We start from the raw sequence: 12,538 nt of genomic DNA on the forward strand, positions 1-12,538 counted from the left end.
ATGATGCCGCAGAGAAGCGTCCCGATTCACCATTTCCCGCAACGGGCACGCCGGTCCACGAATCGATTAAACTGGAAGCCGACGATCCACTCCTTGAACCCTGCTACCTCCCCGAAAGGAGCCCTCATGAAGACCCGTAAGCTCGGCCGCACCGGCCTCGAAGTTCCCGCCCTCGGCCTCGGATGCATGGGCATGTCGGAGTTCTACTCCGGTCGCGATGACGGCGAATCGATTGCCACCATTCACCGCGCGCTCGAACTGGGCATGAATTTTCTCGACACGGCCGACGTCTATGGCCCGCATACGAACGAAGAGTTGGTCGGACGCGCGATTCGCGACCGCCGTGATGAAGTTGTCCTCGCCACGAAATTCGGCATCGTGCGTGACCCGAAGAATCCGCAGGCGCGAGGCGTAAATGGCTGTCCCGAGTATGTGAAGCAGTCTTGCGAAGCGAGTCTGAAGCGCCTGGACACCGACCACATCGACCTTTACTACCAGCACCGCGTCGATCCCAACACGCCCATCGAAGAAACCGTCGGAGCACTCGCCGAACTGGTGGAGGAAGGGAAGATTCGCTACATCGGTCTGTCCGAAGCCAGCGCCGCCACCCTGCGGCGAGCCGTGAAAGTCCATCCCATCGCCGCATTGCAGACGGAATATTCCCTCTGGACCCGTGACCCCGAAGCGGAGATTCTCCCCACCTGCCGCGAACTGGAAATCGGCTTCGTAGCCTACAGTCCGCTCGGTCGCGGATTCCTCACCGGCCAGTTCAAGAAATTCGAAGACCTGGAGGCCGACGACTATCGCCGCAACTCACCCCGTTTTCAGGGAGAAAATTTCCAGAAGAATCTCGACCTCGTGAAACAGGTCGAACTGATGGCTCGCGAAAAGGAGTGCTCACCCGCGCAGCTTGCGCTGGCATGGGTACTGGCGCAGGGCGACGATGTCGTCCCCATCCCCGGCACCAAACGCCGAAAATATCTCGAGGAGAACGCCGGGTCGCTGGAGATCGACCTGACCATCGAAGACCTCCGCCGCCTGAACGAAGTGTTTCCATTGGACGCAGCAGCCGGACTGCGTTATCCCGAGGCCATGATGAACCTGGTGAACGCCTGATCCGGCTTGGTTGGAGAAGAAGCGTTTACTGTGACGAGGCGTCAATGGGAAAGAAAGTGCATCTCAAACCTGTTCATTCCCCATTACTCAGCGGCGCAGTTGCGGAACGCGTGGAAGCCGACCATGAGTAGACTCGGACTCTGGTTCGCGGTTCGTGATGAGCCACGATCCCATCAACCATTCGGTAGTCTTTCAAAGACTCCAATGGTCACCCGAGGTTCGTGTCAAACTATTTGGGAGTGTCACGGGAAACCGGCCGAATCCGCTCGGCTGGAACGATCCCTTCCCCTTCCAGCAGAGCATAGAAGCGATCGGCGGCCAGGTTCGTGATCGTCTCAATTTTCCCGGAAGGCCAGCGGACCTCCAGCGACTCAATCTTCTCTGCCGACCCCAGCCCAAAGTGCAAACGAAAATCGTTCTGGGAGATGTAGCTACCGCCACTGTGAACCTCGTCGGTCTGCGTCATCCCTCCGGCGACGACCTTGACGCGCGCCCCGATTGCCATGCGATTGCTCTTCGTACCCGCCAGTTCCAGACTCACCCAGTGCCGGCCGGGAACACCGTGGTTCCGCAGGATCATCGGCGCGCTATCGAGATCCTCCACCACGACGTCCACATTGCCGTCGTTGAACAGATCCCCGATCGCCAGGCCCCGTGACACGCGCTTTTCTTGCAGAGCCGGTCCGGCCAGATTGCCGGCATCACAGAAGGTGCCATCTTTCTGGTTCATGTGGAGCAGCTTCGGCTGCGCGTAACCACCGCTGGCAGGAACTTTTTCCATTTGCGGATAAACGTGACCGCTCACCGCCACCAGATCCAGCCAGCCATCGTTGTCGAGATCCACGAATGCATCGCCCCACTTCACAAGAGGAAAGGAGGGCAAGGCTACCCCTGAAGCATAGGAGACATCCGTAAACATCCAGTTCCCGTCGTTGCGATACAGGTCGCTGTAGTCGTCGCCGAAATTTGTTACGTAGAGGGAAGGACGGCCATTGTGCAGGTAGTCGCCGAGAGCAACTCCCATGGAGGCTTGCTCAGATCCCGTCTCGCTCAACGCGGTGCCGGACTCGAGTCCCATCTCAGTGAACTTGCCTTTGCCGTCGTTGCGGTAAAGAAAGTTAGGCAGCGTGTCGTTGGCCACGTAGATGTCAGGCCAGCCGGTGTTGTTGAAGTCGGCCCAAACGACACCCAGACCGAAGTAACCGTGTGGGTCATCCACGCCGGCGGCCTTGGAAACGTCGGTAAACGTGCCATCGCCGTTGTTGTGGAACAGCGAATCGCCCGCGCCCTTCAATCCGCGCGGTCCGCAATAGACATCGATACCGCGATATTTGCAGAGTGACTTGCCGCCAAACGGGGGCAGATGGTCGAGTTGGAAGTCGACATAGTTGGCCACCATCAGGTCCACGAATCCGTCGCGGTCGTAATCTCCGAAAGCCGCACCCGCAGACATGCGGCCGTCCGCAACGCCGGCTTTCGCGGTGACATCCGTAAACGTGCCATCCCCGTTGTTGCGAAACAGCACATTTCCGCCGAGACACGTCAGGTACAGATCTGGCCAGCCGTCGTTGTTGTAGTCGGCCACTGCGCCGCCCATGGCGAAGCAAGGCGCTGCCAGGCCTGACTTGTCCGTCGCGTCGCTGAACGTGCCGTCGTGGTTGTTATGGTAGAGCGCTCCCCGAGCCGATTCCTTGCGCAGGGCCATCTCGACGGTAGGCGCGTTCGTGAAATAGATGTCCAACCAGCCATCGCGATCGTAATCCCACAAAATGACGCCGCCGCTCATCGACTCGACAATGTATGTGCTCAGCGGATTGGCGGTATGCCGGAAGCGAATACCGGCCTTCTCCGTGATGTCCTCCAGTTGCGGTACTGGACGTCCTTTGCACTGAACCTTTTTGGCGTTCGGCGGCGGCGGAGGCGCGGCCGGATGCTGCTCCTGACTCAAAGCCATCGGTGCAAGCAGCACCGCTGCGCCGACGAGTAGGACGCGAATGCAACGTAATGGTTGCGGATTCAATTGATGTCCGTCGCGCTCAAGTTCATGGCTTCTTGTCTTCCTTCTTTTGCGGAACCTGCGCGGGGACAGTCGCCCCCAGTTCTCGCAGAGCCGAGCGAGCCGCATCATCACCCGGAGCAAGTGCCAGCGCCTTTCGCAAGGCCCGGATTGCTTCTGGCTGGTTCCCGGCGCGATAGGCCGTGAACCCGAGATTGCGCATCAGGTTGGGTACTTTGGGATCCCATCCCTCCGCTTCCTGGTAGTGTCCGAGAGCTACGGCATACCGCTTCTGCATTGCTTCGATCGTGGCCAGATCATTGAAGGCAACGCCCAGAACAGAACGCAAGAATTCCTCCTGGGCCGCTGCCTGTCTCTTCTGGTCCTGCGTCAGCTTGGCGTGCGACAGCGCGTTGCTGCCTAACGGCGTGGCCGCATCCTTGCCCGTCGCTCCCAGAGGAACCGGCGGCTCGTTTTGCGCAAGGCTGGGGACATCGGCTGAAGAAACTCCGGATCCACCCGAATCACCCATGCCGCTGCCTTCCTGGTTGTCGGCGATGATTTTTTGCTGAATCGCGCGCGCCTTTTCGAAGTATCGCTCCCCTTCCGCCGCTCGTCCGGAAGCAATGAGGATCCGGCCAAGACTGGTGTAGGCTTTCCGGATATCGGTGTGAGCGTCTACGCCGCTACGCTCGGCGAGTGCAATTGCCTTGCGGAAGAGCCGCTCCGCGCTCTGATTTTCCTTGCGGCGGTAGGCATTCAGTCCCAAGTACAGCCAGGCTTCCGATGAAGACGGATTCAATCTCGCCGCCTCCCCCAGATAGTGATCCGCCTCCTGCGGCTGGTTCGAACTGAACGCCGTATAGCCCAGGAGATAGTTCGCGAAAGAATTTCCAGGGTCAACTCGCAGTTGCTCGAGAAATTGGCGGCGGGCCTCCGGCGTGAGCACCCATTCGTTCTGCATCAAGTAGGTCAGGCCGAGAAAGTAGTGGCCGTTTGGAACCTTTGGATCGAGTGAGAGCGCACGTTGGAACTCCCGGATAGCGTCGTCATACAGGGAGGCATTTCGATAAGCGACGCCGAACAAGAGATGCAGGCTGCTGCGATCACCGGACGCCACCGTGATCTGCTGGAAAATGGCCGCGGCCTTTTCCTTCTCTTTCAATCGGAGCAAACAACTGGCGAGACCGTAGCTGGTTTCGCGGTCAGGACGAATCTCGAGGGACTTCTGGAAAGACTCGACCGAGGCGCGGTAGTCCTTTTTCTTGACCTGCGCCTGGCCCTGAATGGTCCAGGCCGCGGCGTTGCGCGGATCGGCGGCAAGAGCCTGGCCGATCTCTTTGAGTGCTTCGTCCAACCGGCTGGTAAACAAGTTGGCCGCGGCGAGATCGACGCGCGCATCGGCAACATCCTCGAACTCGAGGGACCTGCGGGAGAACCGGGCGGCCTCGGGATATGCGGCTTCAAAGAGGCGCAACTTTCCCATTTCGCGGAGTCCGAGGGCGACGATCTTCTCGCTGGCGGCAGCGACAGCGGGCATGTCTCCCGCCTCCTTCGCCAAGTTCACAGCGGCAAATCGCGGCTCAAATTCGTCGACGAGTGACGAGTGCTTCTGTTGCGCGCTGGCTTGCAGGCACCCCAAAACGGCAAGCAGGAAAAGGCACCCGCCCCGCGCAGACCGTCCCCAGAGAGTGAAGTTAGAAGACCGGGAAAGTGGGGTGTGGATCAAAGCCGAATGTCCCAGGTTGGTACCTAAAAGTACACGCTTGGTGGCGAGTTGTTCAAGTCGCGGGATTGGGCAAAAAAACGCCTCTCTAACTAATGTCGCAACAGGAGTCACGGCGGCATCGATGATCTGATCCGATCAGTGTGCGGATCGCCCCTGTTTAAGCCGTTGAAGACCGAGGATACCGCTTAGGAAGAACAACGCCGTGAGGCTACTTAGCGCAATCTTCGAGGTGAAGGTCATCTCGTGCCACCAGGCAGCAGGGTCCCACAGCGGGACCTCCTTAAAATCGGGATGCTTGTCGGACAGAGTCTCTGCCGTAATCGTACGAGCACGCCCTGACTTCTTGTCCAGCGCGGCTGCAGTTCGTTGCAGCAGCTTTGTGACGATCTTGTCGTAGGCTGCCACTTTGGCCTTTCTGCGCTCCTCCCACTCAACCTTGCGGCTGGCGTCGTAGTGTGGCAGTTTGTACTCCGGGATTGATTGCACCTCGAGTAATGCCAGAGTCTCTATGAGGTTGTGAGTAACCGGCCGTCTCGGATCTTCGATTGCCGAGTTAAGTTCCTGAATAGCGATTTGACGATGGGGCGACGCGATCAAGCCCGCTTCGAAATCCCAGTCGTCTCCCTCAAAAATTCGAGGCCAGAATCTTCGCGCAAGCTCACGGGTTGCAGCCTCCGAGCCGAGGAATCTCAAGATTCGCGCCGCATGTTGTGCCTGCTCCATCAGTACTACGGATACACCGGTCGAGTGTGAGCGATCGAGCACGGAAGTTGCGAGCGTGAGCTGCCTGGCCTGCCATTCGGGGGTCGCGGCAATGACTTGAAACGAAATGGGGTTGGAAACTACGAAGACGAAACCGATGATAGATCCTGAAGACACTGAGTGCGGCGTGTCGACTCGGTGACTGACGACCCTTAATGTATAGCTGCCCGGCGGCAGCGTCTTCCATTCGTTCAGCTCTTCCTCAATGACCAAGGGCTTGCGGCCCAGCACGCGGTCTGGGGCACTGAGGCCGCCAGCGCCGAAGTTGCTCCAGATCCCGGATCCGTAATAGTCCTCCAAAAGATCACGACCGACATCGGGGGTGACGCAGAACGTTTCCATGTTCAAACGCCCGCTGCGGTCGCCGAGGCGCGTGCTGGCCGTGTATTTCCGATTTGAATTTGACGTGAAGGCGAGGTTCATTGGGACGATCTCCCCTTCGTGGTAGACGGTCTTGCCATCTTTAAGGGACAGTCGGAGGATTACGTCCTTGGCAATAGGTACATACCAATCTCGTATTTTGACAACTGCGTTTGACGATACGCCAGTAATTCCTTGCGACGCCAAGGTACAAAGAGAAACGTCAACCTCTGCTTTTGCCGGTAACGCCATCCAGCAGTACGACAAAAGGATGGCACTGTAGCAATACCGTTTCGGCTTCCCGATCATACTTACCAACTTCCGGCGAAGAACCACGCCCATCTTCAGGAGCTACTCGTTAACACTATGCGACCGTATTGGAAGTTTTGATATAGCACCTTAATGCCAGCGCGCCACGTTACGGTCCGTTAGAATCCTGCAAAGGCCGACCAATGAATATTCGCCCTGAGAGCCTCCGTGCTGACTTGAGTCAACTTGCTGAACTCCTGCACCGGTATGGTCACGATGGTCAGGCCGCCGTGGTGGACGAAATTCTGGCTACTCTTGAAACGCCAACCCCGGACTACACACACTTGGCGAGTATCGACATGTGGGGAGGCTCAGGAGCGGTCTGGGAGGTGTCCCTCATCCCCTCCACAATGCAGGCGGCAGTCCGCGCCGACGAGATAATCTTCCGCAACGCGATCATCCGAATTGCAGCCGCTATGGATCAGATGAAAATAGGAACTGAGCGCACTCGTTTCATTGCGAAGACATTCCAAGGATGGCTGGACAAGGGCCTCTGAGCGTGCCCAATACGGACGAGGGTTAGAAACTGTAGTTGGTGAAATCGCCTGATTACAACCGTTAAGACAACGACCGCTTTGCTAGAGAGACCGCTGCGGCTGATTGTCGGCCGGAAAATGCCTCTTCCACATCCACGCGCCGAACCAATAGCCCCCTGCTAGCCAGATAGGCAGCCCGACAAGGAGGCTAAAGCCGATTTCGTGCGGCGGCGGCAGGGTCCATCCGAATTTGTTGTGCCATTGGTGGATCGTCGTTATGACGAAGCAAAATAGGCCCCAACCCAATCCCCTCGTGAGTATGAACTTCTTGCGACCTTCGGCGAGAGTCTTGATGTGCCATGCGATTTGTCTCGAACTCAGTGGCGACGAACTAAATAGTCTCATGGGGTTAGTTACGAAATCCTTTTGGCTCTTGACCACTCTATGACGACGCGATTGTACACGCGATGGCAACTCGGGTCACTTGTTGGAGTAACATCGGCGGGTGGCCCAGACGCTCGAGGGGCACCCCTCCTCCGGAGTTAACTGGGCCACCCGTAGGCCTCCGATGCGGACGACTCCATGAGTGTAGTCGCCAGTTTCCGTCACCTATCTAGGACTTGGAGCAGCCAACGAGATACCTTGGCGTATACTTTCCGAGGCGAAGAGTATGAAATTACAAAGGGTTTTTCGCTGTCCCGCTTGCAGTGGCGCGCTGGATTCGCGCATGATCACCCGCATGCTCTTTGATTGCCCTCACTGCGGCGAGACCATTCGAGTGAACCGGTGGCGCGGGCTTCGATTGATGTCTGCAGCGATTCGAGCTGCAGTGTTCGCTGGGATGGTGGTCGCTGCAGCCAAATTGCGGGTCTATCACTGGTCGTTTTGGCAGATGTTTGCTGCTTTCTTCGGGGTCTTAACGCTTTCCGACGAATGGGATTCCATTGCTTTCGCTCTATTCCCACCCTCTGGTCTCGAACGTGTCGAGTCACCCATATTGACTCTTCAAATAGGTCGGACCACTTAGCGAATATGGCTTTGCTGGCTGCGGGAGTCGTTAGGACTATCTGGAGACTTCGCAGTAGAATTCTGCTCGTCGTGAATGTTGTCTTTCGCCGTCGACTTCATTGCTGCATCGTCGCCACGATTCTCTGCGCGGCCCCGTGTGCCCTCACTGAAATCAACCCACCATTAGAGGGCCCCGCCGAAACCTGGTTCAATGGACCCGAACGCCAAGACTTCCCGTGGCGCGTGAAACTCAGCCAGACCGAATTGACGTTTCAGCAGCGGCATTATGTTCGAGTCGGAATTGGTTTTCGTGTTGCCGACTTGATTCGGGCGGGCGCTTCTTTCAACGATCTCTACCTGGTCGTCAGGTTGTCAGACAAAGATGGACACTGGCTTCCCGGTCAGTCCTATGGCCATTTTCATGTTCCTGCCGACGCTTCGCCGAAAGATGGCCTTCAGTCCACAACCCACCTGTTTGTCCGCGCAGGCGATTACAAGATCGCTGTCATGGCCTACGACTCCGTTCATCGTCGCGGAAATCTTTGGAGAGGGGACCTTCACGTAAGCACACCCGGGAGTGATCCTCTGCCGGGCATCGAAGAAGATCTGCCAGCAGTACAGTTCCTGACCTCGGATGCACTCACACGGCTACCACCCGAAACCACAATCTCTTCCGTGGTCAGTCTGTATCCCCGGCCGTTGGGTGAGGGAGAACTTCGGCTGACCGTGGCGAATGCTCATCCAGTGCTGGTTGACATCGTCGTCGTAAATCCGATGTCCTACCTATCGGAGCTGGTCCCCATCAGCAATGTGCTATCGCAAATGCGGTTGAAATCGGGGTGCGTTCGCGCCAGCGCGCTTGATCTTTTCAGCCGCATTGTTCTTCCCGATCGCCAGGACGCGCGCACAGTCGACTGGGCGATGGTTGCAAAAGCGATGCCTCCCTACCCCATTTCACCGTATGCGAACGATGCCAAAGTGCTTATTGGCGAGTCCCAGGAGCCAGCGTTCTTTGTTCATAGTCTGGAACAGTTATCCGACACGTCGAAGGCTTGCCAGATAGCCGATCCCGCGCCATTGCACGTTCTCATCATCGTCAGTGAGTCGTACCATTTCGTCCAGAGGGCCGAAAGGCTACGGGTAAACCCCTCGCGACTGCCGGGGGTCCTGTGCTACAACCTTAGGCATCGCGCTGATGCAGTGTTTGGCTGGGAGGAGCTTTCGAAGGTTATCGAACCATTGCATCCGGTTACTCTCACTGTCTCCAACCCCTTGCAATTCCGTAAGGCCTTAGCCAATCTCATCGCCGGAATCGAAAGAGCATCCCGGGAACTGCCGCCGGCGAAACGGTGACCCTCACTGCTGACACGTTCCATTTTCAACTTCCATGCCTTGGGCGGGTGGCCCAGACGCTCGAGGGGCACCCTCCAAAGTTAACTTGGCCGCCCGCCAATCCGCAGTCGGCAAAGAGCCAATGCGTAACCTGTTAATAACAGTTAGTCAAAAGTGGTGATACGCTACCGTTCATGGCAGAGGTGAAACGCTTCGCAGTAATTCAATTGCCAGAGTTGAAATGGTCCGCACCACTTCAATTGCCCTCTAGCCGGTTTCGTCTATTTGTCGCCGCCGATAGCAGCGCCACTAGCACCGATGCGATTTCCGAATTTACCTCAGCGGCTCTGAGCAGAGGGATGGTCTACTTTTGTGCTTGGGGCCCCGGCTGCGAGAGGTTTCACGACATCGTGGACGAGGTTATAGTCATGGACGACATTGACGAGCGTAGATTCGTCGGGCCGACCGGAAGTGACCATGTGATGACTACTTGGCACAACGATCAATCCTTAGAAGTAGCGCTCGATTTCTTTGCAACTTGGGCCATCCCCACGGACGGTTTCAAGGTCGATAGCGGTTTTCGACTCGTGATATGTGTGGGCAACCAAGTCTGGGCAGAAACTGCAACCCGATTTCTTCAATCGATCGAGTCTTTCGCTTAATTGTTGAAATATCGCGGAGTTATCGCAAACTGTTCAAGCCAGCATCTTGTTCATCTCGGCATGCGGCACTCCGCTGTCGAGAGCACTATACGTGCCGGACGCTTTCAGTTCTTCGGCCATTCGCACCAGCAGTCCGAGCGTAGCGCGCATCGGCCCTGAGCCCAGACTCACCCGCGCCACGCCGAGCGCTTCGAGTTCGGGGATCGTCGGCGATCCCGGCATGGCCAGAATGTTCACTGGACATTGCAGGTCTTTCACCAGCCGTCCTATTGTCTCCGGATCAGTCACGCCGGGGGCGAACACGCAATCCGCGCCGGCATCGCGATACGCGAGTAACCGGCGGAGAGCCTCGGGATATTGGATCTTCGGATCGCCCGCTCCCTGCAGGTACACGTCGGTGCGGGCATTGACCACGATCGGCACGCGCATTTCGGCAGCGACCACGCGCACCGCTTTGATCTTTTCGACTGCCACGGGAATCTCGAGCAGCGACCGGTCCGAATCGCCTGTCCGATCTTCAAGGTTCATTCCAATGGCTCCCGCATCAATTAACGCGCGTGTCGTGCGTGCTGCGTCCTCGGGTGTCCGCCCATAGCCTGCCTCGATATCGGCGGAAACCGGCAAGTCCACGGCGCGGGCGATCCGAGCGATCCGGGCAATCATTTCTTCGGGCGAAATCTTCTGGCCGTCGGGATAGCCCAGCGAAAACGCAATGCCCGCCGAAGTCGTAGCCAGCGCTGGAAATCCAGCCGCAGCGATGATGCGTGCGCTGGCCACGTCCCACACGTTAGCCAGCACCAGTGCGCGTGGACCGCGATGCAACTGCCGGAACTGCAGAGCTTTTTCGGTTTGCGAACTCATAGGGATGTTGATGTCAGGAATGGCCGGTCGGTTTCACTTTCCGCCAATGTTGATTGCTGGGTTCGCGAGATTGGTCTACTCGCCGCGCGCTTTCTTTTTCATGCGCTCGACAAAACTCGGAACATGCACCACCGCGCGGCCAACCGTTCCGCGCCCGATTTCCTGCACTCCGTCGTGCGCCTCGACCCGCATGATGTAAAACCGTCCATCGAACGATTCCAGTTCGGCCGTCGCTCGTATCTGCATTCCGATGCCGCTGGCAGCACGGTGTTCCACGTGGATCGAAATGCCGACTGTGATTTCCCCTTCGTCACAATATGGCTGGAGCGCTTTGAAACACGCCGTCTCCATCAGCCGGATCATGTCAGGAGTGGAATACACCGGAGGCAGTTCCGGATGATGCGCGGACAAAGTGTGCTTGAGTTCAACAATCTCCCGAGCCTCAGCGCGCGCACGGATTGGAATCGGAACCGCCATAGCCCTACACCACCACCCCCTGCTTGAGTTCCTGCTGTTTCGCGAATTTACAGAGGATCGGCAAGGCGATCAACCCCACCATTAGATCGTAAACCGCATGCACCATGATAGCCAGGTAAAGAGACTTAGTTGCATACACGAGCGCATGCATAAGAAGAGCCATGACGGCAGTTGTAAGAATTCCGCGCCACCCTTGGATTGCATGCGCCACCGCGAATGCGAGTACGCACAGCGACAAAGCAAGCCAGAACGAGCCGTTGTTGCCAGTCAGGAATCGCATGGCCAGGCCTCGATAGGCGCATTCCTCCGAAATCCCGGCCATCGCGGAAATTACTACCCACCACGGTATTTGTGAAGGATGATCGGGAAGAACCAGACGAGCTCGTTCCAACCACAGTGGACTCAGATTGGCCCGCACGTGGCGCAAGCGTAGGCCCATGATTGCCAAAGTGACAACAGCCAGCACGCAGAAAATCGCGCTGGGAAATGGACCCGACAGAAGCGACACTCGCTCCTCCCGCGCGGCCAAAAGCGTGACGACCAGAAACACGACCTGTCCCACAACCGCGCGGCGATGACGGAATGGATAGGGACGGGGTGCCTTCTTCCCGCGAGTCTGGATGTAGCGGAAAATTTCAAATCCGGGTATTAAAATCAACACCCAGATCATGAACTGCTGGCCAAAGAATCCCAGTTCGGTGGTTGGCATCGAAACGGGGCTCCGCAATGCGGTGAATTTGATCTAAGCTGCGACTTTCGACTGCCGCCGCGCCTCGATCCCGTCGAGTGCGCGCCACAATGCTTTCGCAGCATTCTCAGCCGCCGCGATAGCTTTCTCCGCCGTTTCCGGATTCGCCTGAACGCGCTTCTCCAACTGCTTGCGCCAGACCTGCGAGTGATAGACGTCGGCAGTTGTATGCAGAGTGAAGTAGGTGCGAGTCTTCGCGTCCGCGCCGTACAGGTCGCGCAGGCCGCGATCTTTTTCCGCTGCAATCCGTGGCACCTGCGACTCGTAAGCATAAAACGCCGCGAGCGCTTCTTCTGGAGTCGCTTCTGCCGCCACGTCCTGAAAATGCGCAATCAACGCGCGAATCTCAGCGATCGGCTGACGATGAGGAAGCCGTCGTCCGCCCATGCCCTCGACGAAGTCGAGCCACAACTCCGCGTGTGAAGTTTCTGGTTCGCCAAAAGAATTCTCGCCGCCTTTTTCGTCCGTCATGTTCGCAAGCACGGCGCGGCGCAGATCGCCATCTTCCAGCCGGATACCCAATTCCGCCAGGTACATGGGGAACGCTTCCACATGATGGTAATAATCTTCGGCATATTCCCGCAGATCGTCGCGCGTCAGCTCACCCGCTGACCACGCTTTGTAGAAAGGATGGCAAAGTAAATCATATTTATGAATGGATTCGTCGAGTCGAGAGAGAAAAGTAGCGCAGTTCATAGTCAC

The 12,538-nt window shown here is 57.4% G+C and carries 10 protein-coding genes; 3 read left to right on the forward strand and 7 right to left on the reverse strand.

Going from position 1 to position 12,538, the window contains the following annotated elements; genetic code table 11:
- The first annotated feature begins 126 nt into the window (after positions 1 to 126).
- On the forward strand, positions 127 to 1,116 hold the full coding sequence (locus HY010_14895) for an aldo/keto reductase (protein MBI3477017.1): 990 nt from the start codon (positions 127 to 129) through the stop codon (positions 1,114 to 1,116).
- A 229-nt stretch (positions 1,117 to 1,345) separates the two neighbouring features.
- Here the strand turns inward: HY010_14895 and HY010_14900 are convergent, their stop codons facing one another.
- The 3 genes from HY010_14900 to HY010_14910 all read right to left on the reverse strand — a co-directional run bounded on the left by HY010_14900 (position 1,346) and on the right by HY010_14910 (position 6,026).
- Positions 1,346 to 3,070 (reverse strand): CRTAC1 family protein, encoded by a 1,725-nt coding sequence (locus HY010_14900; protein MBI3477018.1) that lies wholly within the window; start codon positions 3,068 to 3,070, stop codon positions 1,346 to 1,348.
- A gap of 88 nt (positions 3,071 to 3,158) precedes the next feature.
- On the reverse strand, positions 3,159 to 4,652 hold the full coding sequence (locus tag HY010_14905) for a tetratricopeptide repeat protein (protein MBI3477019.1): 1,494 nt from the start codon (positions 4,650 to 4,652) through the stop codon (positions 3,159 to 3,161).
- 324 nt (positions 4,653 to 4,976) lie between these two features.
- Complete coding sequence (locus tag HY010_14910; GenBank protein ID MBI3477020.1) at positions 4,977 to 6,026, reverse strand: hypothetical protein; 1,050 nt, start codon at positions 6,024 to 6,026, stop codon at positions 4,977 to 4,979.
- 389 nt (positions 6,027 to 6,415) lie between these two features.
- On the opposite strand from HY010_14910, the gene HY010_14915 reads away from it, so the two are divergent.
- Positions 6,416 to 6,769, forward strand: coding sequence for a hypothetical protein (locus tag HY010_14915; protein ID MBI3477021.1), 354 nt, complete (start codon positions 6,416 to 6,418; stop codon positions 6,767 to 6,769).
- A 1,230-nt stretch (positions 6,770 to 7,999) separates the two neighbouring features.
- A complete protein-coding gene (locus HY010_14920; protein ID MBI3477022.1) occupies positions 8,000 to 9,109 on the forward strand; it encodes a hypothetical protein in 1,110 nt (369 codons plus the stop codon).
- 674 nt (positions 9,110 to 9,783) lie between these two features.
- Here the strand turns inward: HY010_14920 and HY010_14925 are convergent.
- The 4 genes from HY010_14925 to HY010_14940 all read right to left on the reverse strand — a co-directional run bounded on the left by HY010_14925 (position 9,784) and on the right by HY010_14940 (position 12,532).
- Positions 9,784 to 10,611, reverse strand: coding sequence for an isocitrate lyase/phosphoenolpyruvate mutase family protein (locus HY010_14925; GenBank protein MBI3477023.1), 828 nt, complete (start codon positions 10,609 to 10,611; stop codon positions 9,784 to 9,786).
- A 75-nt stretch (positions 10,612 to 10,686) separates the two neighbouring features.
- On the reverse strand, positions 10,687 to 11,088 hold the full coding sequence (locus HY010_14930) for a thioesterase (GenBank protein ID MBI3477024.1): 402 nt from the start codon (positions 11,086 to 11,088) through the stop codon (positions 10,687 to 10,689).
- A 4-nt stretch (positions 11,089 to 11,092) separates the two neighbouring features.
- Positions 11,093 to 11,797 (reverse strand): CPBP family intramembrane metalloprotease, encoded by a 705-nt coding sequence (locus HY010_14935; GenBank protein ID MBI3477025.1) that lies wholly within the window; start codon positions 11,795 to 11,797, stop codon positions 11,093 to 11,095.
- 33 nt (positions 11,798 to 11,830) lie between these two features.
- Positions 11,831 to 12,532, reverse strand: a complete 702-nt coding sequence (locus HY010_14940; protein ID MBI3477026.1) for an iron-containing redox enzyme family protein — start codon at positions 12,530 to 12,532, stop codon at positions 11,831 to 11,833.
- Positions 12,533 to 12,538: the final 6 nt, after the last annotated feature.

The sequence above is a fragment of the Acidobacteriota bacterium genome (genome assembly GCA_016196065.1).
GTDB lineage: Bacteria > Acidobacteriota > Terriglobia > Terriglobales > Acidobacteriaceae > Acidiflorens.

What these genes read in the sequence shown, in the direction of transcription:
- HY010_14895 (MBI3477017.1), top strand. Translation starts at nt 127, where the DNA reads ATGAAGACCCGTAAGCTCGGCCGCACCGGCCTCGAAGTTCCCGCCCTC.
- HY010_14900 (MBI3477018.1), bottom strand. Translation starts at nt 3,070, where the DNA reads ATGGCTTTGAGTCAGGAGCAGCATCCGGCCGCGCCTCCGCCGCCGCCG.
- HY010_14905 (MBI3477019.1), bottom strand. Translation starts at nt 4,652, where the DNA reads ATGCCCGCTGTCGCTGCCGCCAGCGAGAAGATCGTCGCCCTCGGACTC.
- HY010_14910 (MBI3477020.1), bottom strand. Translation starts at nt 6,026, where the DNA reads ATGAACCTCGCCTTCACGTCAAATTCAAATCGGAAATACACGGCCAGC.
- HY010_14915 (MBI3477021.1), top strand. Translation starts at nt 6,416, where the DNA reads ATGAATATTCGCCCTGAGAGCCTCCGTGCTGACTTGAGTCAACTTGCT.
- HY010_14925 (MBI3477023.1), bottom strand. Translation starts at nt 10,611, where the DNA reads ATGAGTTCGCAAACCGAAAAAGCTCTGCAGTTCCGGCAGTTGCATCGC.
- HY010_14930 (MBI3477024.1), bottom strand. Translation starts at nt 11,088, where the DNA reads ATGGCGGTTCCGATTCCAATCCGTGCGCGCGCTGAGGCTCGGGAGATT.
- HY010_14935 (MBI3477025.1), bottom strand. Translation starts at nt 11,797, where the DNA reads ATGCCAACCACCGAACTGGGATTCTTTGGCCAGCAGTTCATGATCTGG.
- HY010_14940 (MBI3477026.1), bottom strand. Translation starts at nt 12,532, where the DNA reads ATGAACTGCGCTACTTTTCTCTCTCGACTCGACGAATCCATTCATAAA.